This is a genomic window from Novosphingobium oxfordense, assembly GCF_044029435.1.
Classification (GTDB): Bacteria; Pseudomonadota; Alphaproteobacteria; order Sphingomonadales; family Sphingomonadaceae; genus Novosphingobium.
Genome location: NZ_CP147007.1, coordinates 355363 through 379808, shown reverse-complemented (window position 1 = coordinate 379808; position 24446 = coordinate 355363). Strand labels below are relative to the sequence as shown.

13 protein-coding genes are annotated in these 24446 nt (G+C 60.8%); 9 read left to right on the top strand and 4 right to left on the bottom strand.

The annotated features are described in order from the left end of the window. Nucleotides 1-113: 113 nt before the first annotated feature. The 3 genes from WBP07_RS21725 to WBP07_RS21715 form a co-directional block, all read right to left on the bottom strand. Nucleotides 114-3410, bottom strand: a complete 3297-nt coding sequence (locus WBP07_RS21725) for a glycosyl hydrolase (RefSeq protein ID WP_395395948.1) — start codon at nt 3408-3410, stop codon at nt 114-116. A 125-nt stretch (nt 3411-3535) separates the two neighbouring features. Further along, complete coding sequence (locus tag WBP07_RS21720; protein WP_395395947.1) at nt 3536-5842, bottom strand: glycoside hydrolase family 3 N-terminal domain-containing protein; 2307 nt, start codon at nt 5840-5842, stop codon at nt 3536-3538. Nucleotides 5843-6009: 167 nt separating this feature from the next. Beyond that, complete coding sequence (locus tag WBP07_RS21715) at nt 6010-8469, bottom strand: TonB-dependent receptor (RefSeq protein ID WP_395395946.1); 2460 nt, start codon at nt 8467-8469, stop codon at nt 6010-6012. Between the two features lie 692 nt (nt 8470-9161). Between WBP07_RS21715 and WBP07_RS21710 the strand changes: the two genes are divergently transcribed. The 8 genes from WBP07_RS21710 to WBP07_RS21675 all read left to right on the top strand — a co-directional run bounded on the left by WBP07_RS21710 (nt 9162) and on the right by WBP07_RS21675 (nt 22578). After that, nucleotides 9162-9449: a hypothetical protein gene (locus tag WBP07_RS21710; RefSeq protein WP_395395945.1), complete on the top strand. Its 288-nt coding sequence runs from the start codon at nt 9162-9164 to the stop codon at nt 9447-9449. After that, nucleotides 9446-11935 (top strand): sugar-binding domain-containing protein, encoded by a 2490-nt coding sequence (locus WBP07_RS21705; RefSeq protein WP_395395944.1) that lies wholly within the window; start codon nt 9446-9448, stop codon nt 11933-11935. The genes WBP07_RS21710 and WBP07_RS21705 overlap by 4 nt, the downstream gene beginning before the upstream one ends. Before the next feature lie 196 nt (nt 11936-12131). Continuing rightward, entirely contained in the window at nt 12132-13157 is a 1026-nt protein-coding gene (locus WBP07_RS21700) for a family 43 glycosylhydrolase (protein WP_395396500.1), read from the top strand. A 179-nt stretch (nt 13158-13336) separates the two neighbouring features. After that, a complete protein-coding gene (locus tag WBP07_RS21695) occupies nt 13337-13939 on the top strand; it encodes a TetR/AcrR family transcriptional regulator (protein ID WP_395395943.1) in 603 nt (200 codons plus the stop codon). Nucleotides 13940-14024: 85 nt separating this feature from the next. After that, entirely contained in the window at nt 14025-14924 is a 900-nt protein-coding gene (locus WBP07_RS21690) for an alpha/beta hydrolase (RefSeq protein WP_395395942.1), read from the top strand. A gap of 97 nt (nt 14925-15021) precedes the next feature. Then, nucleotides 15022-17829: a TonB-dependent receptor domain-containing protein gene (locus WBP07_RS21685; RefSeq protein ID WP_395395941.1), complete on the top strand. Its 2808-nt coding sequence runs from the start codon at nt 15022-15024 to the stop codon at nt 17827-17829. A gap of 163 nt (nt 17830-17992) precedes the next feature. Next, nucleotides 17993-20290, top strand: a complete 2298-nt coding sequence (locus WBP07_RS21680) for a glycoside hydrolase family 3 N-terminal domain-containing protein (protein ID WP_395395940.1) — start codon at nt 17993-17995, stop codon at nt 20288-20290. A gap of 20 nt (nt 20291-20310) precedes the next feature. After that, nucleotides 20311-22578 (top strand): glycoside hydrolase family 3 N-terminal domain-containing protein, encoded by a 2268-nt coding sequence (locus WBP07_RS21675; RefSeq protein ID WP_395395939.1) that lies wholly within the window; start codon nt 20311-20313, stop codon nt 22576-22578. 144 nt (nt 22579-22722) lie between these two features. Here the strand turns inward: WBP07_RS21675 and WBP07_RS21670 are convergent, their stop codons facing one another. Beyond that, complete coding sequence (locus WBP07_RS21670; protein WP_395395938.1) at nt 22723-23391, bottom strand: TetR/AcrR family transcriptional regulator; 669 nt, start codon at nt 23389-23391, stop codon at nt 22723-22725. A gap of 360 nt (nt 23392-23751) precedes the next feature. On the opposite strand from WBP07_RS21670, the gene WBP07_RS21665 reads away from it, so the two are divergent. Continuing rightward, a complete protein-coding gene (locus tag WBP07_RS21665) occupies nt 23752-24396 on the top strand; it encodes a TetR/AcrR family transcriptional regulator (RefSeq protein ID WP_395395937.1) in 645 nt (214 codons plus the stop codon). Nucleotides 24397-24446 lie beyond the last annotated feature (50 nt).

Here is a 24446-nt window from a genome sequence, read left to right as displayed (position 1 = left end):
CGTCGGGTGCGCCGCAGCTGCAGCGCGCCCCGATTGCTCGCCATAAGTGGGGGGACCTCTCAAGCCCGCTACGAAGGCGTTTCGGTTTCGGCCGAAACGCCTTTTCCATGGGGCTATTCCTGCTTGTCCGACAGCAGGGTGACCGGCCCAAGCAGCCCTGAAGGGCGCAGTTTCGAAGTCTTGCTATAGGCTGGAAACGCGGTCCAGGTGATCTTCGTCGCATCGGGTTGCCGGTCGCCGATCAGACGATTCACCCAAAGGTTGGCAACCTTGACCTCAAGAGTGTTCCGTCCTGAGCGCAGGTAGCCCGTCGTTTCCAGGCGGTACGGGGCATGCCAAACGCCGCCCACCAGCTTGCCATTGATGCGAACTTCCGCAACGTCGCGAATGTCGCCCAGATCAATCCAGCTGCGACCCGATCTCGCCACGGTCTTCGGCGCGGAAAATTCAAGCGTGTAAGTCGCGACCCCGGAGAAATAGCGAATACCGGTGTTGGCGTTGTCGCTCAGCGAACCGAGGGGATCCATCGCGGCGCTAGCCGGAGCACCCCGACCGGGTTGGAAGGCGACGCTCCAACCGTGTTCGAGGGTTGCGACCGCGACGGGATGCGCCGCAGGCGCGTCGAGCGAGAGCTCCGAGGCTGGCTTACGGAACACAACAAAGACCGCGTCTTCCGGCGAGAGGTCGAGCGTGACAAGCGTTCGCCCGTTTTCCGTCCGGAACGAGAGCGGCTCGACCTTACCGGTGGTCGCACGCCAGAGTTGGGGTAGCTTGCCGCTCACCCGGAAGCTGGCTTCCAGCCGCTCGGGCCGATCCTTGCGATTAGACAGGAAATAGATCTCGCCATCGGGCAGTTTGCGATGGTTGAAGAGTACCTCGCTGTCGGGCGCGGCGGCATAATCGAAATCGGGCTGCGTCCCGGTGAGTTTGAGAGCGCCGGCAATGTCCTTTCCGGCGATAACCCGGCCGAGGCCAATCGGCGTGACCCCGGCACCGGACCACAGGCGATGACGCAGTGCCGAGAATGCCTCCCCGTCATCGGCCAGGCTGGGCGAGGCCTGCGGCGGATCTCCCACGATCGTCGCGCCCTGTTCTGCGAGTTGTGCGATACGCCTCAGGACGGGCAGCGTCATCATCCGGCTTGAGCCGCCCAGAACCAGAACCTTGTAGCGTGCTCCTCCACTCGTTGTGAGGTCGGAGCCGTCCACGCTTACCAATCGGAGCAAGGCATCGGCATTGAGGAAATCGTAGGCGAATTGGCGAGGAATCTCACCTGGAAGGCCGCTGGCGTAGAGGCTGGTGAGAGGACCCTCTTCTCCGTAGAAATAGGCGATGTCGGCCGCGGCGCGGCCTTGTTGCAGCATCAGGGCGCTGCGCGCGATATAGTCGATCCACGGCCTCGCGAGTTCGGCCCAGCTCTCGTGCCGGGTAAAATATTGACCGAACATTCCTAGCGACAGGCCCGGCACCTTGTCGTCTACCGGCTGATGGACGGATGTGTGAATGACCGGCCGGTTGATGCCGAGTGCAAACTCGTAGTCGATGATCGGCTTGAGCTCATTCGGCCCGGTTGCCCATGGCATCATGATCGACGTGAGCGATTCAGCAGCGGCGATGTTCTGCCCATAGACGTGAGCCACAGAGGCTGCGCCCTTTACGTCGGCAACAAACGCGCCGGGCATCGTCGCGCTGCGCGGAACATACCACATCGCCGCCATCGGAAAGTCGGCATAGCTGCGCATCTGCATATCGTCGCCCAGTGTGCTTCGGGCGTTCTCGAGCGCCTCACCGTAGACCTTCAACCCGTTTCGATGGGCGATGCTGGCAATCGTTCGGTAATGCGCTTCGGCATGAAGTTCGGCTATCGTCCTGCGGAAGTCGTACAGGAAGGCGTCGCTCTCCTGCCGGGATCTGACAATTGCGCCGGTCAGCACCGGAAGCCAGGGTGCGAGATCATAACCGCGCAAGCGCCGGAATTGCGCTGGCATGTCCGGCGTCCAGTTGAACGGGCCAACCTCGGTCGAGTCGTTAACCATCGCCCGAACGCCGCGTGAGCCAAAGAGATCCGGACCCGTTGCACCGCGGTAATTTGCAAAATAGCGATCAAGGTATCGCTCGACCGCGCCTGCATCCATCTTGTCCACTTCGAGGCCGGTCGCCTCGGGGCTGGCGGGGTGGTTCGTCTTGCCGATGAGCGACCAGCCAAGACGGACAATGCGCCAGGTACCTGACGGCGGTGTCCAGTCGATGGTGCCATCGGGCCGAACACGTGCGGTGAGATCGATCATGTCCTTGGGACGGAGCCCGACCGCGTCCACATTCACGCCGTCATCGAGCGCATAAAAGTCGTTCACTGTTGCAAAGCCCGCCTTGGCCTCGAACATGTTGACCCGGCTTTCCGGCGAGAGGCTGAGTTCGCGGATTTCAAGTTCGCCGGGGATGCCGCTGCTCAACGCGCTGTGACCTCCCTCGCCGCGGGCGAACACCACGCGGAAATGAGCAGCGTTGACCGGGGCGAAACTGACAGTGCTTGGCGCGTCGCTGACGGGAACGTCGATGACTTTGCTCCAGTTCACGCCGTCCATGCTTTTCTCAAGGCGAGGTAGCAGACCGGGACCACGCGGGTTCGGCGCAATTCCTGGCACAAATAAAGTCATTGACCGAAATGTCTGGGTACTATCGAAATCGATGTTCACAATTGCCGGCTTGTCTTTCGTCCCCGGCTTGATGGTTGCGAACGTCGAGAGGCGGGCATCGCTCAGCGCCTGCGCATCGAGAGGAGCACCGTCCGGGCCGCGATAGGTCCCGGCGCGTTGAGCGGGCTCGGTACCGATACGATAGGCAAAGACGGCAATGTCGCGGTAGTGGGTGGGGGCGGCAGCAAACTCGGCGGCGAGATCTCGGTAGGGCCCCGTCGTGTCCCGGGCTGCCGGAAGGTGGATGACCGAAGGCTTGCCGCTAGCCACGATGGTGTCGCTCCACGACAGCTTCTTCATGGCGTCCTCGGCAGGGACCCAGGGGCCCCCGGTTTCCGACCAACCGGGCGACGAGGCAATTCCCAACTCCAGGTTGAGCGCCTCGGCACTCGTAGCGGCAACTCGAAACGCCTTTTGCCAGTCAGGCGTCATGTACGGCAGACGGTTTTCCACGACCTGCGGTGTGTCCTGATTGGCATCGAAACTCTGGACACCGCCAAGTCCAATCCGGTTCATCCATTCGAGGTCTTTGCGGATGCCGTCTTCGGTGATGTTGCCATTCATCCAGTGCCACCACACGCGTGGGCGCGCCGATTGCGGCGGGTCCTGGAACTGCTGTTCGAGTGAGGAGGCCGATGTCGGCTGGATTGCCGCGTCGGCGTAAACGGCATCCGTCGCGGCAACGCTGGTCAGAGCGGTCGCGAGAAGGAACAAGGGCCGAAGCCTGGCTCGATTCATTGTGTCCTCCGGGACGCCCTCAAGGGGTTCTTCATTCTGGAATGCGCGGGGGCTCCGCCGCTTGAGCGCGCGAAACCCCCAGTTGTCGGAATTCGCCGGGATCAGTCTGCCACTTCGAAAGTGGAGCCGAGGGAGGCCTTCGAGTCGCTGCCTACCCACACGTCAAAAACCGAGGCATCCTGAACCCAGGTCTGGCTCGCATCGCTCCAATAGCGAAGATCGTCGGGCGTCAGCGTGAAGGTGATTGTGCGCTTCTCGCCCGGTTTCAGCGTTACACGCTGAAACCCCTTGAGCTGGCGGACGGGTCTGGAGGAGGTTCCGAGCCGTTGATGGATGTAAAGCTGCGGGACCTCGTCTCCGGCGCGCGCGCCCGTGTTCGCAAGATCGAACGAGACCTTGACGGGAGCTCCGCGGGCGACCTTGGGAGTCCCCACCTTCAAATTCGAATAGGCGAATGTGGTATAGCTGAGGCCGTACCCGAACGGCCACGCCGGTTCGTTCGTCGTGTCCTGGTAACGCTTATAGGCATCCTCAGGATTGTGCGAGGGCATGCGTGCGTAAGTCATCGGCGCCTGCGACGCGCTGCGAATCCAGCTGATCGGCAGCTTTCCTCCAGGAACGGCATCGCCGAACAGAAGATTGGAAACGGCGGCCGCGCCCTGGCTTCCGGGATACCAGATATCGAGGATTGCATTTGCCTTGCTGTCCTGGATGGAAAGCGGGCGGGCGCTCATGAGCAGTACGACAACCGGTTTGCCCGTGGCCGCAACGGCATCGAGCAATTCGCGCTGCCGACCCGGCAGATCGAAGCTGGAGCGAGAGGCCTTCTCGCCATTCATGTTCTGCCGTTCGCCGAGTACGAGGATGGCAACGTCGGACTGACGGGCCAATTCGACGGATTTCGCGATTTCCGCGGTCTCGTCGATCGGTGCGGCCTTCGGTCCTTTGGCGTCCATCATGTCGAAGGGGGATGGATTAACGCGATCCGGAATGTTGACGCCTGGGGAGTAGCGAACCGTCACATTCGGTCCGAGTTTCTTTTGCAGGCCGGTCAGGACACTCTCGGCGCTGGGATTGTTGATCGTGAAGATCCAGGGACCAAGCATGTCCCGACTGGAATCTGCAAGCGGACCAAGAACGGCAATCGATCGGATTTTCTTCGCATCAAGCGGTAGCACGCCTCCTTCGTTGCGCAGTAGTACCGCCGAGCGCTCGGCCGCGCGCCGGGCTTCAGCTGCGTGCGCCGGGTCGTCGAGAACCTTGGCGGCAACGGTTTCGTCGACGTAGGGATTCTCGAAAAGACCCATGCGGAACTTGGCTGCAAGGACTGGGCGTACCATGGCATCGAGATCCGATGTGCTGAGCTTGCCCGCTTCGACAGCTGCCGGGAGCGTGGACATCCGGGCCGGAAGACCAGGCGGGATCATCTCCATGTTGTTGCCTGCCTTGAGCGCCTTGAGCGCGGCGTCGGCCCCATCCGTTGCGAAGCCTTGGGCGATCAGCGAGTTGACACCGCCCGCGTCGCTGACGACCCACCCCTTGAACCCCCAATCCTTGCGAAGGACATCGGTGAGCAGGCGGTGGTTCCCTGCTGCGGGAACGCCGTTGAGCGCCATGTAGGCGGCCATGATGTTTCCGGCTCCGGCATCGATCGCAGCCTTGAATGGCGGCAAATAAAGGTTGTGAAGCTGGTTTTCGGAAATCTCGGACTCGTCGTAATCGCGCCCGCCCATGGAGGCACCGTAACCGGCAAAGTGCTTCGGACCTGCAATGATATGCCCGGGCGCCCCGATGAACGGACCCTGGAATCCGTGTACTTGCGCGGCAGCCATGGCCGAACCGAGATAGACGTCCTCACCCGCGCCCTCGACAATTCGGCCCCAACGGGGATCGAGTGTGATGTCGACGTTGGGCGCAAAGGTCCAATGCACCCCTACCGCCCTTGATTCCGCAGCGGCGACGCCTTGCGATTTCTCGACGAGTGCAGGGTCCCAGGAAGCGGCCATGGCCAGCGGAACGGGGAAGATCGTGTGAAGTCCGTGGATCACGTCGAAGCCGACGAGCAGGGGGATCTTCAACCGGGTTTGCTCGACAGCGATCTTTTGCGCGCGGTTGAGCAGCTTGGGATCGGTCGTGAAGAGGATCGAGCCAGCGTGGCCGGCGGCAATCTGGTCGTCGACACGCTTTGCAAGCGCCGGGATCTGGGCAAAATAGAAGAACTGGCTGAGTTGGCCGGCCTTTTCCTCCGGCGTCATCTTCGCGAGGAGCGCCTCGACGCGGGTGTCGATTTCAGCTTGGGACATGGGCGCCGGGTTGGTCGCCGGGGATTTCGCCGCAACAGGCAAGCCGGTCGCCAAACTTGATCCAGCAAGGAGGCAAGCGGCGATCCTGGCAGTGGTCCGGTGCATTGTGTGAGGTTCCTCTCGCAGACGTGCCCGAGCAGTTGGGGCAGAAAGTCCGGCATTGGTGAATGGATGATCAGATGGGGCCGGGGGTGCCTCTGCGTGCCCGAAGACAAGAAGAGGCGGGTGGCACGAGGCCACCCGCCCAGGCAGGAGAGTTCGGTTTGCTCAGCCTAGTGCGAACCGAACGCGTAACGGACGCTGATCCCGAACTCGCGCGGCGGCGTCATGGAGATGCCGGTGTACGTGCTTGTTGCCGTGGCCGCAGTCGGACCGGTGAAGACCGGCCCCGTTGCGCTGAAGCCGCCGAAGCCCAGTTGCTGGTAGCTGGTCGACAGGGGGCTTCCGCTCGACAGGATCTTGTTCACTTCAAAAATGTTCTTGGCATAGAGCGAGACTTCCCAAGCGCCCTTCGGATCGCGAATCCCGGCGAATAGGTTGACGAGGGCATAGGCGCTCACGTCGTCGTAGATGTTGGTGGGATCACTCTGCGACTTCCCGTTGAAGACAAGCAGGCCGCGCAGGTAACCGTCCATCTTGTTGGAAATCGGCTGACGGTACTCGCTGAGGAGCGTTGCCGAGAATGGCGGCTGGAACGAGGAGCGCTGGGTAACCTTGCAGCTGGCGAGGTTGTTCGCGCCGACCGCTGCCTGCAGCTCTGCGAGCGAAGGCGCAGAGGTGACGACGTCGGGGACGCCATCGCCGTTGAGATCGTTGCACGGGACGGTACCGTTCTTGATCTTGCCGAGCGAATAGCTCGCGACCAATCCGACGTTCCAGCGGTCTGTCACGTCGAAGGAGAGCTCGCCTTCGACACCATTGACTTCTACAGGCACGGCACTGACGAAGTTGAACTGGCCGACTTCCTGGTGAACACCGGCAAAGTTTCCGGCACTGTCGAAATCGGCCGCTGTATTGACGTAGTAGACGCCGTTCGACACGCGATACGGGTAGTTGTTGAACTTCTGGTGGTACCCGGTGAGGTTGAAGCGCATGCGCCCGCCCATCAGGGTGCTCTTGAAGCCGATTTCGTAGGACTTCGATTTTTCGGGCGGCAAAGTGATGTAGCTCGATTCAAGTGCCGAAGGCGCTATGTTGAAGTCGCCGATCACGCTGATACCAGGGCGCCACGAGCTTCCGGTGCTGGCATAGACCATCACACCCGGCGTGATGTTCTGCTTGATCGATGCACTGTAGATCCATGTGCTGCGATCCTGGCTCGTCTGTTTGACGAGCGTGTCAGCGACCGTCAGCTCATTGTCGTCGTTATAACTGATATGGCGTACGCCACCGGAGAGCTCGGTGCCTTCCGTCAAGTGCAGCGTAAGGTTGCCGAACTCGGATTGCTCATGGGTGCCGCCGCGAACGGCGATCGGAGTTTCCACGGCGGTTGCCAGCCCGCCGCCGAATACCGCCGGCAGAGCGACCGCCGTCTTGCGGATCAGGTCGGTTGGCGCGTCGTTCTTCTGGTCGAAGAAGCCAACCACGTAGTCAACCATGCCGAACAGTCGTTCCTGGTTCTGGAGGCGGACTTCGTGCGATGTCGACTTCGTATAGGTGTGCGTATCCTGGAAGATGTCATCGCCCGGGAACACCACAGCCGAGTCGAGCGACGTGTGCGCGTGGACATTCTGCGTATAGTGCTGGCCTTGGTAGATGAGCGTCTGCCCGACCAGGTTTGCTTCCGCACGCCAGTTATAGATATTGTAGACTTGGCTGATCCGTCGTGGCTCGACCTGGTCGGAGCGGCGATCGGCCGCCGTGATCAGGACCGGACTTGGGTCGGCATTGGGATTGACCTCGCTGTACGAGACGACCTGATCATAGCCGACTGCGTTGCGCTCCATGTGCTGGTAAACGCCTTCGAGCTTGAGCCAGTCAGTCGGTTGAACGAGTCCGCTGATACGCCCTGCGCGGGTGCGGGCGAAAGGATCGCGCCCGCCATAGCTTGAATCGATCGTGCGAACTCGGTTGTCCTCGTTCTCGTCCCAGACGCCTGCCACGCGGATCGCGGCAATGCCCTCGATGATCGGGACGTTCAGGGCCGCTCTGCCGTTGATCGTGCCAATGTCGTTGGCCGTCATTTCAACGGTGCCGCCGACGGAATAGAGGTCCGGTTTGCGCGTGGTGACGGTGATCGAACCAGAAGGCGAAGCGCGTCCGCGCAGCGTTCCTTGCGGGCCGCGCAGGACTTCGGTCTGCCCGATGTCGAACATTTGCTGGAGGACGAGGCCTGCCACAATCGGCGCGTCGTTCATGTAGAATTCGACGGTCGAATTGAAGCCGCTGGCGTTTACATCAAAGTTGACACCGCGAAGCTTCGCGCTGCCACCGACGCCATTGGACTCGGTGTCCAGCTCAAGGCCCGGAACCAGCGATTGGATTTCCTTGAAATCCCGGAGATTGAGCTTCGCGATCTGGTCGGCTGTGATGGTGTTGACGACCGAAGGGACGTCCTGGACGTCTTCGTCGCGTCGGCGTGCCTGCACGACGATGATATCAGTGGGAGCTTCCGCGGTCGCAGAAGCGGTCGGATCGGCGGACTGTGCCAATGCAGGCGATGCAATTGATATCAAGCTCGAGCCTGCGAGCAGAATCTGGTAACCTCTTTTTAGCATAACTCCCTCCCTCATTTTAATATCGTCACACCCGGTTTCGCTATTCTGAGAATATGGCCAGCAAATGTCGTAAATATATCGATCGTTAAATTGATAATTTGGTGCTTTGCTTTGGCGGGAATGATATTTTTAATATTATATTGTTTTGGAAATCACGCTTCGGGTATTTTGGCTACAGCCTCGGGAATTTGTCTCGAAGTGAGTGCAGATTGCCGGCACGCTTCGGCTCGAGCCACAACGTCCGCCCTTAAGCGCCGATCTCAATGGGCGTGAAGCCGGGAAGGCGAAGCCCTTCGTGCGACGCGTTTCTTCGCCCTCGGAAGCGAGCGAAACCCGCTGCCGAGGAAGCCTGTGCTGTTGGCTTCATCGATCCTCATCCCGATGTGAGCGTCGCTTGACACGACGCGTCATGGCCATAAAACTACACGTAGTATCGTTTATAACAAGCCGGAATTTTCACGTGGTCGCATCGCGGTGGCGATGGAAGGCCAGGGGGAGCGAGATGATAGGGGGGGGCGGGGCGCAAGAGCCGCGGAAATGGCCACATTGGAAGCGCTTGCACAGGTATTCTGCGAACAACTGAAGTGACTGTTCTGGCGGGTTTTTGCCGATGCAGTCGGACGGAGCCAGTCTCAAGTTCGGCCGCGTGACTCGTCCAAATCAAATCACCACTGCGCCGCCAGCCGGCGCTGGAAAGGACATGGAAATTGGAAGCTCCCGTTTATCCGCCGGCACGTTCCTATGTCGCGCCTCGGCGTTTGGCCCGCGTGTTGAGCGTACGCGACACGCCCATTGCCGTGCTCCAGTCCATAGCTCCGGCTTGGGCCATCGTCGGCAAGGAAATCCCCGGCTTCGACCGACGGGTTTCCAGCGACATGATCAAGCCACACCTTGGCAACTTCTCGCTCGAATCGCTCACCATCTTCGGGGTGGTTGATCAAGCCTCGCTCGATCGCATCGATCCCCAACTCAAAGCCCTTGGAGAATTCCCATGAGCTTCGGCATCTCCGCCGATCGGCGTCAGGCTCTTGCGATAGCAGGTGCCGGGGCGCTTGTTCCGATCGTTGGTGTGGCGGCAGCGCCTGCGCGCGCGGTCATTCCGGACAAGTGGATATTGCGCGATATCCCGTTCGATGCCTCGTGGTTGTTCCAGCGCGGTGGCGGTTCCGGATTCGAAATGCCGGCATTCGATGACACCGCATGGCGCCGGGTCGATTTGCCGCACGATTGGAGTGTCGAGGATATTCCGGGCGGACAGCCTCCAGCCCAGATCGGTCCGTTCGACAAGCGGGCGCTGGGCGACACGGCCACAGGGTACACGGTCGGAGGGGAGGGGTGGTATCGCAAGCATTTCAGGGTCGAGGAATACCCGCAGAATGCTCGGATCGAGATCGCATTCGATGGCATCTATCTGGAAAGCCAAGTCTATTTGAACGGTCACGCGCTGGGCGGATCGGTCTCGGGCTACATGCCCTTCAATCTGGATCTCAGTCCTTACCTTAACCGCCAGGGCGATAACGTGCTTGCGGTGCGGGTGACCAACGAAGGGCGCAACACACGTTGGTATGCAGGCTCCGGGATTTACCGCCCGGTCACTCTGGAGGTGATGCCTGCCGATTGCCATCTGGCGCGGTGGGGAATCGCCGCATCGACCCGCAGCTTTGCCGCCGGGAAGGCACATGTCGATGTTGTGACGTCGATCGAGGGCACGGCGCCGGGTCTGCAACTCGTGACCCGTCTTCGGGATGCCGATGGACAGATAGCGGCCGAATCGCGCTCACCGGTCACAAGAAAGGTTTCGCAATCTCTCGAATTACGCGGCGCCCGCTTGTGGTCTCCTGACGATCCCAATCTCTATCAGCTCGAAACCGAGTTGCGCCGCGGCGATACGGTCCTCGACCAAGTGGTTCAGCCCTTCGGGATTCGGATCGTCACGTTCGATCCGCAGCGCGGTATGGCGATCAATGGTACCGTCACCAACCTGCGGGGCGGATGTGTCCATCATGACAACGGTCTGCTTGGCGCTTGCGCTTTTCGCGATGCTGATGAACGCCGTGTCCGCTTGCTCAAGGCGCGCGGGTTCAACGCGATCCGCAGTTCGCACAATACGGCTTCCAGGAGCTTGCGCGAGACTTGCGACCGGCTTGGCATGTTGCTGATAGAAGAGGCGTTTGACGCCTGGCATGAGCACAAAGAGCCGCAGGACTTCTCGACCCGTTTCGCGCAGCACTGGGAGGAGGTTGTTCGTGCGATGGTGCTTTCCGCTCGGAACAGCCCGTCCGTCATCATGTGGAGCATCGGAAACGAGATTCCTTTCCGCGCCACCGAGGAAGGCGTGGCCTGGGAATGGAAGCTGGCTAACGCGGTGAAGCACTTGGACAGCAGCCGGCCGGTCACGGCTGGCCTCAACGGCGTGCTGGGGCAGGAAATGGTGGCTGGCGCAGATGCCGCCCGACCTGGTCGCGCCGGAAAGGTCGACAACGCCTCGACCATCTTCATCGATGTCCCGGGCTACAACTATCGCCTCGCTGACATCGAGCGCGAACATGGCTCCCATCCTGAGCGAGTAGTCTACGGATCGGAGACCTTTGCCCGCGAGGTTTTCGACTACGCCGGCCTGATGGAGCGTGCTCCCTATTTCCTGGGTGAATTCCTATGGACCGCGATGGACTACATCGGCGAAGCGGGACTTGGCGCGACGGCGTTCCTGAAAAAGGGCGGTTTTCCGTTCTATCTTGCTAAATGGCCGTGGGTGAACGCTTGGTGCGGCGATCTCGATCTCATCGGCTGCCAGAAGGCGGCATCGCTCGCGCGCGATGTCGCCTGGGGACGCTCGCCGTTGGCCATGACAGTGCAGCGACCGGTCCCTGAGGGCAGCGTCGCATGGGTCGCAAACTGGGGTTGGCCCGATGAACTGGCAAGCTGGACCTGGCGTGGCCAGGAAGGCGTGCCCCTGACCGTTCGCCTTTATACGCCTGGTGATAAGGTTCAGCTTCTGCTCGACGGCAAGCCCGTTGGCGAGAAAATGATCGCAGCCACCGACAAGATGACCGCCGAGATCATGGTGCCTTATGCTCCCGGTAGGCTGGAGGCGATCGCGTGGAAACAAGGCAAAGTCGTGGGGCGCACGTCGCTCGAGACGGTGGGAGACGCAGCGGCGCTTGCCGTCACACTTGAAGCCGCCTCGCATCGGAAGGGCCGCGAGGCGCTCGCATATCTTCGGATCGACGTTGTCGACAGCGCAGGCAGGGTTCTGCCGGAAGCCGAGCCTCCGCTTTCGCTTGCGATAGAGGGGGCTGGCGAACTTGCCGCCTTTGGAAGTGCCAACCCACATGCAACCGGATCGCTGAAGTCCATCGAAGCGGCAGCATTTCGTGGACGGGCCCTTGCGATCGTTCGCGGCACGACCGGCGGCGCCGTGCAGGTAAGTGTCAGTTCCTCCGGTCTTCGCCCTGCAACCGCCCGCTTCGAGCTGGGCTGAAGGACCTCAATCGATGAACACGGAAATTACGGGAAACGCCATGATCGATCGCCGCCAGTTGCTTGCCTATGGCGGTGGTCTTGCCGCGACCCTCGCTGTCCCTGCCGGCGCCGCTTCTGCGCTTGCAGCGCCGGCGGTTACCCGTCGCAACTCGTTCCGGCCCGGACAAGAATGGCTCGATACCTCTGGCCGGCCGATCCAGGCCCATGGCGGATCTATCCTGAAGGTGGGCAACCTCTTCTACTGGTACGGCGAAAACAAGGAAAAGACGACTGGCACCAACGGGATCTGGCATTGGGGCGTGCGGTGTTATTCGTCTTCGGACCTCTACAACTGGGACGATTGCGGGGTGATCATCCCGCCGGTGACCGACGATCCGAAATCGCCGCTCAATCCGTCGAAGGCAATGGACCGCCCGCATATCCTGTTCAATCGGGCCAGCGGGAAGTTCGTGTGCTGGATCAAGGTTATGGAAAATCCCTACCAGACCCGTGCCGTGCTTGTGGCCGATGCGATCACGGGTCCCTACCGCATCGTCGCGCAAGGCATTCTCCCGGTAGGAATGAGTGCGGGAGACTTCGATCTTGTCACCAGCCCCGACGACGACAAGGCGTACATGTACTTTGAGCGTGTCCATTCGGAGATGATCTGCGCTGATCTGACGCGCGATTACACCGACTTTACTGGTTACTATTCGACCCACATGCCACATGCCGGTCCGCCTTCGGTGCGGGAGGCCCCCGCTTGGTTTCGGAGGAAGGGAAAGCAATATCTCGCGACGTCGGGAACGACCGGGTATTTTCCCAACCCTTCCGAAATCGCAATGGCCGATACCTTCCACGGACCTTGGACAACCCTGGGCGATCTCCATCCGTCCGACCGCTCGCGCACTTCCTTCAATTCCCAGATCAGCAGCATCTTTCGGCACCCTGCCAAGAAGGATCTCTACATCGCTCTTGGCGATCGATGGCTGCCGAACCTGGCCGGGCCGGCGTTCGACGACGGAAGTATGTCCAAGGACATGGATTCGGGCCTGACAAAAGTCATGCGTGATCGCACTGCAAAGCTGAGTGCAGGGGAACGGACTGCGCTCATGAGCATGATGAATACCGAAAAAACCAACACCTCGATCGCGCGTTACGTGTGGTTGCCGATCCGTTTCGACGGGGAGCGTCCCGTCATCGAATGGCATGACGAGTGGTCGCTGGACGATTTTGCCTGAATCGTGCGCAGCGCTGCGGTTTCCTCGGGTGCCGGCGGCGCAAGAATGCGGCTTGATGCGCCGGTTTCTATCGTGGGTGCGATCAAAAATTTGTCGGAGTACTTGTTATCCGAACGCAATCTTGACCAGCATCGCGACTCCACTTACCGACCGGTTAGTAACAAGAGGGCAATAATAGAGTGGGGAGAGCAGCAGTCCTGAATTCCGAGCGCTCACGCGCGCGGCATCGTGAGATACTCAACGAGGCCATGCGGATCGTCGGGGAAAAGGGCTACTATGGTTTTGGCCTTCAGGAACTCGCCGATCGATGCGGGGTGACGAAGGCCGGCCTGCTCCATTACGTCGGATCCAAGGAGCAGCTCTTGCTATCACTTCTGGAAGACAGGGATGCGGCCAACGAGCGTGCGGCCCTTGCACTCGTAGGTGCAAGATCGGACGCGTTGGCCCAGGCGGACGATCGGCGTGAACGCTTGCTCGAAGCTCTGGTGGCAATTGTGTGCAATAACGCCAAGCAGGCTGAAGCCACCCGCCTTCAGGTCGTGCTGCGCGCGGAGGCGATCAACCGGGAACATCCCGCCCACCGTTACTTCCACTCGAGGGAAGCCTCGAAGCAGACCCTGCTGGCCGAAGCTCTCGAGGGCATCGTCAGTGTCCCAACCTCAACAGCGCGCGCAATAATCTCGCTTATTTCCGGTCTTGAAGAGGAATGGCTTCGCGAGGACCAGGCCTTCGATCTCGTTGAAGAATCCAGGCGCGCGTTGAGAGCGCTCATGACGCCGTAAGCGATCCCAGTGTGAATGCCGTCGTTCCATCGTGCGATCTCGCGCGAGGTTTTGGTGCGCCCCAATGAAATGTGAGGGAGGACGTATGAGCAGGTTTCTGTCGACTATCACCTGTCTCTTGTCGCTTGGTGCCGCGACGCCGGCGCTGGCGCAAATGCCCGATTTTGCGAAGCCCTACGAGGCGGCAGCGGTCCCGCTTTATCCGAAGGACGGTGCAGGCGCCTCGGCGGAAATCTGGGCGGCAAATGGGAACGTGCGCAATGTCTCCCATCCGACCTTGACCGCCATACTTCCCAAAGAGGGCGAAGCGAACGGTACGGCGGTCATCATTGCGCCTGGCGGGGCTTTCATGGCGTTGTCGATGGAAAAGGAGGGTTGGGCTATCGCCCGCTTCCTCGCCGCGCATGGCGTGGCCGCCTTCGTGCTGAAATACCGACTGATCCCGACACCTGTCGGCGAGCGCGACGCGGCCATTTTCATGGCGCACAAGATGAAGGACGGCCTCGCCGATCCTTCACGGATGCCGACCCTGCAAAATCCCGATGCGACGGCGGATGCATTGGCCGCGCTCGATCTCGTGCGCTCGCGCGCCAAGACGTGGAAGGTGGACGCAGGCCGGGTCGGAATGATCGGCTTCTCCGCGGGGGCTATGACAACGCTCAACGCGGTGCTGACGGCAACGCCGGGCAAGGGCCCTGATTTCATCGGCTACATCTATGGGCCTCAGGCGCGGGTCGAAGTGCCGACACAAGCGCCGCCGATGTTTGACGCAATCGCCTTCGACGACCCGCTGTTCAAAAGCATGGGCTTCCCGATCGCCGAAGCCTGGAAGGAGGCAAAGCGTCCGGTCGAACTTCATGCCTACCAGCGCGGTGGCCATGGCTTCGGAGCGGGCATTCCAGGCACGACGACGACGATGCTGATGGATGAATTTGCGTCCTGGCTGCGCATGCAGGGCTTGTTGTCGCGGAGCGCAGCTCACTGAGGAAGAGCGGCGCAAGGCGCTGGAGGCGGGTGACTTTCAAGGCGCGTTCAATCGAATTTTTGAAACCCGAGGGAATGGGAAACAGGGAGAGGGGAAAATGAGGAATTCCGTTTCAAATCAAGTGCGCATCAGCGCGCTAGCCGGAGTTGCGGCGCTCGCGCTCGCGCCGGCCATGGCTTACGCACAGAGCTCTGACACGGCGACTTCGGGCGGCGGGCTCGAGAATCCGACCGTTGAAGAAATCATTGTCACAGGCACGATCTTGCGCGGTGCGGCCCCTGTCGGGTCGACCATCATCAGCGTTGGGCAGGACAAGGTTCAATCGAGCGGCGCGACCACTTCGAATGAGCTTTTGGCGACCGTTCCGCAGGTTACCAACCTGTTCAATACCGATCCGAACCAGCAGCTGACCATCGCCGCGAACCAGCTCCAGGTCGTCCGGCCTAACCTTCGCAATCTCAATATCCCGACGGCTTCGTCGAACTCGACGCTGGTGCTTCTCGACGGGCACCGCATCGCCCCCGTCGGCGTGACGCAGAATGCGGTCGATCCCGACCTCATTCCGGCCGCCGCAATCGAGCGTGTCGAAATCGTGACTGACGGCGGCTCGGCTACCTATGGTGCCGACGCGGTCGGCGGCGTGATCAACTTCATCACTCGCAAGCGCTTTGATGGCCTCCAGGTTGATGCTCGCTACGGCTTTGCGGACAACTACCAACAGGTGTCGGCGAACGGCATTGTCGGGAAGGATTGGGGGACGGGCTCGGTCTATCTGGCCTATTCCTACCAGCACAACGATTCACTGTTCGGCCGCGATCGCGACTACATCCGCAAGATCGACTGGAATACGGGCAAGGCCACTGGTCTTTCCTGCAATCCCGGTAACGTCCAGCTGAGCCAGTTCGACATCATGAACTACCTCGCTACCGGCGGCATCCGTTACATCACCACCAACTACGCGCTTCCCGGCCTTGCCGCGAATACCTCGAATACTTGTGACGAAAGCGACGACGGCAGTTTCGTGCCAAAGGCAACGCGCCACGGCGCGGTTGCCGGTCTTCATCAGGATCTCAGCGACTGGCTCACGGTTGATGCCAAGGCCTTCTATGGCGAGCGCAAGTCCACCTCGTTCTCGCCGTTCCGCGGGTACGCGACTGTAACGGGCGGTCAGTCCGCCATTCCTCAGCTCGGACAATCGGCCACGACGCGGCAGGCCTTCTACATGCCTGTCTCGGCGGGATCGACCGCGACACAGCAGGTCTTCTTCACGCTCGCACCGCTGCTTGGTACCAACAGCGCGCGCTCGTCGAGTGAGTTCCAGGAATGGGGTGCGAACATCGAGTTCGCGGCTAGCCTCAATGATAACTGGCAACTTCGCACGCTCTTGAACTACAGCCGGAGCAACAGCGAATTCCATACGCAGCAGCTGGTTCAGTCACTGTTGACGGCAGCAGGTTCGGCGACCGATCCGCAGCACGCCATCAATTTCTACGACCCCGCCGCAACGCCCAATCAGGACCTCATTCGCCAAGTGGCGAACGGTGAGCAGGCGGGGCAGGCTCAAGATGAAGTGTTCAATGCGCGCTCAATCCTCGATGGCACACTCCTGACGCTGCCTGGCGGCGATGTTAAGCTTGCCGTCGGCTACGAGTTCCTGCACGACGCCTTCAAACAGCGCACCAGCCCGACCGACGGGCTGGTCGGCGCAATCGCCTCGCAGGCCTACACACCCTACAGTCGCGACGTAAACTCGCTCTTCGGCGAGCTCCAGGTGCCTGTCGTCGGTGCAGGCAACCGGATGGGCGGCATCTATGCCCTGACGCTGGCGGCATCGGTCCGCTACGACCACTTCAGCGATTTCGGGGGGACAACCAACCCTAAGTTCGGCTTGACGTACAAGCCCGTTTCCTGGGTCGCACTGCGGGGTAATTTCAGCACCTCGTTCAATGCACCGGCACCGGTCGATCAACTGGGATCCCTGCGAAACACCACGAGTTACTATCCGATCAACGCGTTCATTCGGCCGGGCGACACCCCGTCGGTTACCGGAACGATCGCGGTCCAGGGATCGCTTGCGAACCTCAAGCCGCAGACTGCGCAGACTTACTCGTTCGGCTTCGATATCGATCCGCCGTTCATCGAAGGCTTGCATGCAAGCCTCAGCTACTACCACGTGGACTTCAAGGATCGCCTGCAGATCCCGACGCCAAACTCGGGGATCTTTACCGACTTCCCGAACAACGTGGTAAGCAATCCCGACGGTCTGACTGTTGCGCAGCTCCAGGCATTCGCCGCGCTCTCGCCAGATGGAAATTCGGTTATCGCGCCGATCATCGCATCGCGCTGCAGCGGCAGCACACCGGCTTCGACATGCGCCATCTATGAGCTCGTCGACTTCCGCTCGGGTAACTACGGCGACCTCAAGGTAAGCGGTCTCGATTTCTCTGCGAACTATCGCAAGGCGACCGGTTTTGGCGGAGTCGATGCCGCTGTTTCGGGCAACTATCAGCTTAGCCGAAAGTCCCGCATTGGGCCGGGCGCCGACGTTGTCGACGAGCTCGATCCAGGCCACAACATTTCTCGTTTGCAATTGCAGGCCACGCTGGGTGCGGACATCGGTCATTTCCGCGCGCAGGCAACGCTCAATCATTCGAGCGGGTTCAAGGTAATACGTTCGACAAACCTGCCGCAAGACAAGGTCGGCGACTTCAACACCGTCAACCTGTTCTTCAAGTACGACGTACCGGCCGACAGCGTCTGGCTGAAGGATTTGAGCCTGACGCTTAACGTCAACAATGTCTTCGACCAGGATCCCCCGGTTTACAAGAACCTGGGCGACAATGGTTACACGAACTTCTTCACGCTTGGCCGCATGGTTCAGCTCGGCATTTCGAAGAAATTCTAAGCGTCCGACCGTTCTGCGCGATTGCTTCCGGGGTGTCGGTAGCGATCGCCGGGTCGGGGAAATGGATGCTGCGCGCCGTCACCGGTGGGCGGCATCCATTCTTGTTTATCGCCGGCGCACTACCTCCCCTGGCGTGCCGCGGATCCAGTCTCGGGAGATCTTGATGATGCGCGGCAAGATATTGATGCGAACAATGCTGCTGCTCGGCGCGGTAGGCGTGGTTCAGGTTTCCAATCCCATTGCCGCGCAAACGCGTGATGCGGCGCCGGCAGAGGAGCTCGTCAAGGCGAAGGCGCGGGCGCTCCTTGCACGCATGACGCCTGAGGAAAAGGCGGCGCAGATCGTCACTTACAATTTCTCGGCGGAAGGCAACGGTCGCGAACTGGCCGAAAGGCGGGCCGCAACCGGTGCGGGTTCGTTTCTCTTCGTCAGCAATCCAGAGGAGGCCAACCGCCTTCAGCGCATCGCGCTCAGCCAGAGCCGGCTCAAGATCCCGCTGATCTTCGGTTTCGACGTGGTGCACGGCCTTTCTACCATATTTCCGGTCCCGATCGCGCAAGCCGCGTCCTGGGATCCGGTCATGATCGAGCGCAATCAGGCCTTCGCAGCAGCCGAGGCGAGGGCGGTCGGTATTCAATGGACTTTTGCCCCGATGGTGGACATCGCGCGCGATCCGCGATGGGGCCGGATGGTGGAGGGTGCAGGCGAAGACCCATTCCTCGCAAGCGCCATAGCTGCCGCGCAAGTCCATGGATTTCAGGGCGTGCGAAACGGAGGCGCCGACAAGGTCATCGCCACCCCAAAGCATTTTGCCGGATACGGCGCGGCTCTTGGCGGTCGCGATTACGATGAGGCGGACCTGTCCGACAGCGCGCTGTGGAACGTCTATTTTCCTCCGTTCAAGTCCGCCATCGACGCCGGAGCGGGCAGCCTCATGAGCGCATACATGGGGTTGAACGGCATTCCCGCGACGGGAAACCGATGGTTGCTGACAGATGTTCTGCGCAAGACCTGGGGCTTCAAAGGCTGGGTGGTGAGCGACGGCAACTCGGTTCTAAATCTCGCGGTCCACGGGATGGCCACCGATACAAAGCAGGCTGCCGCCATGGGGCTCGAGGCCGGCGTCGACATGGAGATGACGTTCGGCGAGGCAGCCTTTGCGAACCTGCCCTCCGCAGTTGCGGAAGGCCGTATCGATATGGCGCGACTTGACGAGGCGGTGGAGCGGGTTCTCGAAGCGAAGATCAGGCTCGGCTTGTTCGAAAGGCCTTTCGTGGACGTGAAGAAGGCAGCGTCCGTCCTGCGGAACCAGGCGAGTCTTGCCGCTGCACGTGTGGCCGCAGAGCGGTCGGCCGTTCTCCTCAAGAACGATGGTGGCCTCCTGCCGCTCGACCGCAAATCCCTTCATTCGATCGCTGTCATCGGCGGCCTTGCGGATTCTCCGGCTGACACGAACGGGCCTTGGGTGTTCGCAGCCAACGCGCCGGCATCGCAGAGCATCCTTGAGGGCATACGAACGAAGGCGGGACCGACTGTGGCGGTCAGGTTCGCACCGGGCGTCAAGATCCCCAAGCGGATCAACCGCTCATTCATCGACAGCATGGACAAGACGATCAAGCGCCCTGAACCTGCCGATGATGACAGCGGGATAGACGAAGCAGTCGCAGCCGCTGAGGCCTCCGAGGTTGCCGTTGTGGTGCTGGGTGAACCGCAAAACATGGTTGGCGAAATGGCCTCCCAGTCCAATCTCGATTTCCCCGGCCGCCAGTTGGAACTCCTTGGAGCCGTTGTGGCGACGGGCAAGCCCGTCGTAGTCGTTCTGATTAACGGTAGGCCGCTTGACCTGAAGGGCTCCGAGGCTTCGGCAGTCCTCGATATGTGGTATCCCGGCTCACGCGGCGGAGAGGCCACGGCGAATCTTCTATTCGGAGAGGCCGTCCCTGGAGGGAAGCTCCCGTTCACCTGGCCGCGTAACGTGGGCCAGGTCCCCCTGATCTACGCGCATCTGGCCTCGCACGAGCCGACACTGGCTGATCGGCGCTATTCGAACGAGACAAACCGGCCCGTCTACCCGTTTGGTTTTGGCCTCAGCTATTCGACTTTTGCCTACTCCAACATCAAGGTCGATCGCTCCGCCATCGCCGCGGGCGAGAGCGTCACGGTCACCACCGATGTGACGAATACGGGGAAGCGCACCGCCGATGAGGTGGTGCAACTCTATCTGCATCAGCGTTCCGGGACTTCGGCACGCCCGGTTCGCGAGCTCAAAGGTTTTACCAGGGTCACTCTTGGGCCCGGCGAAAGGCGGACAATTGCGTTCCGGGTCGGACCAGCGGAGCTGCGGTACTGGAATGCCGGCAAGCGTGACTGGACGATAGACGCGAGCACTTTCGATGTCGCGGTAGGCACGGACTCGACCTCCAGGTTCGGAGCCAGCTTCGCGGTAACTTCCACGAAATAAGAGATACGGAGACCAGTTGAATGAACTCGTGCACCTTGCAGCGTCGTGCCTTCCTGCTGGGCAGCAGCATGGTCGCCGTCTGGATGTCCAGTCCGGGACGGGCGTTTGGGCTCACAAAGCCCGTCTCGCTGCCCTCCGAGCGCGTGCGATCGTTGATCGCGCGCATGACCCTCGAGGAGAAGGCCGGTCAGCTCACGTTGGCTTTCGCAGCCTATGCCGGAGCGGCCGTTGCAGCGCACAACCCGGCGCAGGCTCAAATGCAGGTCGACAACCAACGCGAGCAGGTCCGTGGGGGACTGGTCGGCGGGATCTTCAATGGCCGCAGCATCGAAACCTCGCGGGCGATGCAAACGGCGGCGCTGGCATCCCGGCTGGGCATACCGCTCATTTTCGGGGCCGACGTCATCCATGGCTATCGTACGATCTTTCCTGTCCCGCTTGGGGAAGCAGCAAGCTTCGAGCCATCGTTGTGCGAACGAACGGCGCGTGCTGCAGCCATCGAGGCCAGCGCGGACGGTCTCGACTGGACGTTCGCCCCTATGGTCGACATCGCCCGCGATGCCCGGTGGGGCCGCAGCGTTGAGGGAAGCGGTGAGGATGTCCTTCTTGGATCCGACATTGCTGCTGCCAGAGTGAGGGGCTTCCAAGGTCGTTCGCTGCGAGACGCGGACGCTATCCTTGCCTGTCCCAAGCATTTTGCCGCCTACGGTGCAGGTGAAAGCGGACTGGACTACAATGCGGTCGACATGTCCGAGCTCCGACTGCGCGAAACGTATCTGCCTCCATTCAAGGCTGCGTTCGATGCTGGCGCACTTTCAACCATGGCGGCGTTCAACGAGATCAACGGCGTTCCCTGCCATGCCAATCGCTGGCTGCTTGACGGAGTACTCCGCAAGGAATGGGGTTTTGAGGGGTTGGTTGTTTCCGATTTCAATGGCGACCTCGAACTCATCAAGCACGGTATTGCCCGCGACGAGAGAGACGCCGCCCGGCTCGCCATTATGGCCGGTGTCGACCTCAGCATGGCATCGGGTATATATCTCAAGCATCTGCCCGATCTGGTCGCGAAAGGTGAGGTTCCGACAGACCGGCTCGATCAGGCTGTCGCGCGGGTTCTGACCGTCAAAGAACGCCTCGGGCTGTTCGACGACCCGTTCCGGCGGCTCGATCTGCAGCGAGCGAAAAAGGTAACAGGTACGCCAGCGCATGTCGCGCTTGCGCGCGAAGCGGCCAGCAAGTCGATTGTCATGCTCAAGAACGAGGGGACAGTTCTGCCGCTTCCTCGGTCGGGAAAGAAGATCGCGCTGATCGGGCCCTTTTCCGAAGGTCCGCATGACCTCGTCGGGCCCTGGACGGTCTTCGGAACCGACCAGGAATGTGTTGATCTCGCGACGGGCATGCGCGCGGCCATGTCGGATCCGACGCTCCTCACCGTCACTCAGGGCTCGTCGACGACGATTCCGCTCGATGGCGGGATCGAAGCAGCTGTCGCCGCGGCCAAGGAGGCAGACGTCGTGGTGCTCGCGCTGGGCGAACATCAACGCATGAGCGGGGAAGCATCGTCGCGCGGCCAGATCGTCATTCCGGAACCGCAGCAACGCCTCGCCGAAGCCGTAGCGGCCACCGGCAAGCCGATCGTGGTCCTGCTGAAGAACGGCCGCGCGCTGGTCCTCGAAGGCGCCGTCGCCGAGGCCTCCGCAATCCTCGTGACCTGGTTCCTGGGTGCCCAGACCGGGCATGCGATCGCGGATATTCTCTTCGGCAAAGCGAGCCCGTCGGGTCGACTGCCGGTCAGCTTTCCGCGCGATCCTGGTCAGTTGCCATATTATTATGCGCACAAGCCGACCGGGCGTCCCGCCGAGAGCAAGCGCTACACACCCTTCACGACCCGCTTCATCGGTTTGTCGAACACGGCCCTCTACCCCTTTGGTCACGGGTTGACCTATGGCGATATCGCTTATGAGGACATAGCTGTGATTTCGGCGAATGATGGCGTGACGGTTGGAGCGCTCATATCAAACCGTGGCGCCCGAGCGGCAACCGAGGTTGTTCAGCTCTACGTTCAGATCGTCACCGCTTCGCTAACCCAGCCTGTCCGGGAACTGAAGGCCTATCGCAAGATCGAGCTCGCGGCCGGAGGAAGCCAGCGTGTTTCATTCCAGCTTCGCAAGGCCGATCTTGAAATCATGGATGCCGATCACACACGGCGTTTCGAGGCAGGAACGTTCAAGGTCTGGGTGGCGCCCTCGGCTGAAGCGGACGGCGTCTCGGGATCGTTCAAACTCTAGCAGGAAACCATCGGGCTCTAGCAGGAAGCCATCGGGTCAAAAACGCCCCGGTGTCTTTCAGCAGGGGCAGTCTTGCTGGCCTTGAAGTCCGATATGGAGTGGCCCTTGTGGGTCCGCACCGCCTTTTCTGCAAACGGTATGGGCTCACCAGGCCTCGCTGCCGCGTAGGAGAAGATCCATTATTTGCTCCGCGGCAGCCTTTGCGGCCTTGGGAGCGAGCGGGCCCGCGATTCCATGTATCTGGATCCAGCCTGAAATCATGCACATGATGGCCCGGGAGGCGGCTTCGGGGTCTTTTGCTCTGATGCCGGAACTCGGACCGTGGAGCTCGATTTCCTTCGAGATTATTGCGACCATGTCGATGAATCCGAAAAAGTCTGTGCTGACTTCGCCTGGCGCGCGCCCCGCGGCACTGCGCATGAGATCGGTGAAAGCACGGACTTCGGTCTTGGTCATCCACTCGAGAATAATGGCGACATGGTGGATGATCCGCGTGCGAAAATCCTTACCCACGTTCCGGGTGAGCGGCGTGGTTATGCGAGACCATGCCGATACGCGGTCCCGCAAAATTGCATCCAATAGTGCAATCTTGTCCGGGTAACGCTTGTAAAGTGTCGTTTTGGGGACCCGGACGGTAGCCGCGATGGCTTCCATCGAAACGCGCGCGAAGCCTTCTGCGAGAAATTTCTCAGCGGCGACGTGAAGGATCAATGCCGTGAGTGCGGCTGACTGCTCCCTGCTGGGTCGACCTTTCCCTGTAGGTCTCGACGTCCTTTGCGGCTTCTCCGTTGCCGCCAGTTGAGCATCCTTCATGGATAGATCCTTCATCGCACTTTGCGGTCGGCCGTCGCAACCGGGCCAGCTTTTTGGGTTGTGAGATGACCTGCCGGCCATCCCCTTGCAGGGGCTTTGGGGGATCGCTGAAAGAGGGCTGGCAGTTTAACCCGGGCGAAGACGGTCCTCTTCGTTCACCTGCAGACCGAGATATCCCTGGATGGTGGATATGGCGTTTGGCATGAACGCTACTGAGCGTACAATAATATTAGTCTCAGTCATGTCAAACCACCGGGAACGGCGGTTGTGCGAGCCTTCAAATCGGTTACGACAGGCGCGGTACCATATCTCAGGATTATGGGCGGGACGAAGGTGCGATACGAAGTGGGACAAGTGGCAATGGAGAAGGCGGATCAGCGAGCCCCAAGGCGAAAGGGACGTCCGCCTGCCGATGGATCCCTCAAGATCACCCAGGCCATTATCGCCGAAGCTACCAGCCTGTTCCTGGAACTGGGATACGAGGGGACCTCGATGGACGCGGTCGCGACGAGGTTGGGAGTGCCACGAACAACGCTCTACAAGCGGTACTCCGACAAGGCGGACCTCCTTCAAGCCGTGATCGACACCAAGATTGCTTCATGGTCTGAGGTCAATACGGTTCGCGACCCAGCCCTCTCCAGCGATCTCGTTGAACAGCTGGTGAGCTATGTATCCGCGATGTTGATTTGGGCCACCAAGCCCGAAGTGCGGGCGATCACAAAGTTGGCAGGGGCACTTTCGGGTTCGGCCAGCACGGGGTTCATAGGGCACCAGCAGGAAGGGTATCGAAATCTACATGGCCTGATCGCGGCGTCGATACGCGAGTGTGGCGGTGCGCGCGGCTACCAGATGCGAGATCCGGGAGGCGCCGCAGACCTCGTTATGGCGGTCACCGGCGGAACGATTGCAATGCGTCCGGACTCCGATCCGTTTGAGGAAGATGAAGCAAGAGCGGTGGCGAGCTCCCTCGTTGACCGCATCATTCGCGGCGCCGACAGTTGGTGACCTCAATAGCGCCGCATATCGCTGCAGCATAAAGGAACAGAGTGTATCGA

Coding starts and splice junctions, on each gene's coding strand:
- WBP07_RS21720 (WP_395395947.1), bottom strand. CDS start 5,842: ATGCACCGGACCACTGCCAGGATCGCCGCTTGCCTCCTTGCTGGATCA.
- WBP07_RS21715 (WP_395395946.1), bottom strand. CDS start 8,469: ATGAGGGAGGGAGTTATGCTAAAAAGAGGTTACCAGATTCTGCTCGCA.
- WBP07_RS21705 (WP_395395944.1), top strand. CDS start 9,446: ATGAGCTTCGGCATCTCCGCCGATCGGCGTCAGGCTCTTGCGATAGCA.
- WBP07_RS21690 (WP_395395942.1), top strand. CDS start 14,025: ATGAGCAGGTTTCTGTCGACTATCACCTGTCTCTTGTCGCTTGGTGCC.
- WBP07_RS21685 (WP_395395941.1), top strand. CDS start 15,022: ATGAGGAATTCCGTTTCAAATCAAGTGCGCATCAGCGCGCTAGCCGGA.
- WBP07_RS21680 (WP_395395940.1), top strand. CDS start 17,993: ATGATGCGCGGCAAGATATTGATGCGAACAATGCTGCTGCTCGGCGCG.
- WBP07_RS21675 (WP_395395939.1), top strand. CDS start 20,311: ATGAACTCGTGCACCTTGCAGCGTCGTGCCTTCCTGCTGGGCAGCAGC.
- WBP07_RS21670 (WP_395395938.1), bottom strand. CDS start 23,391: ATGAAGGATGCTCAACTGGCGGCAACGGAGAAGCCGCAAAGGACGTCG.
- WBP07_RS21665 (WP_395395937.1), top strand. CDS start 23,752: ATGGAGAAGGCGGATCAGCGAGCCCCAAGGCGAAAGGGACGTCCGCCT.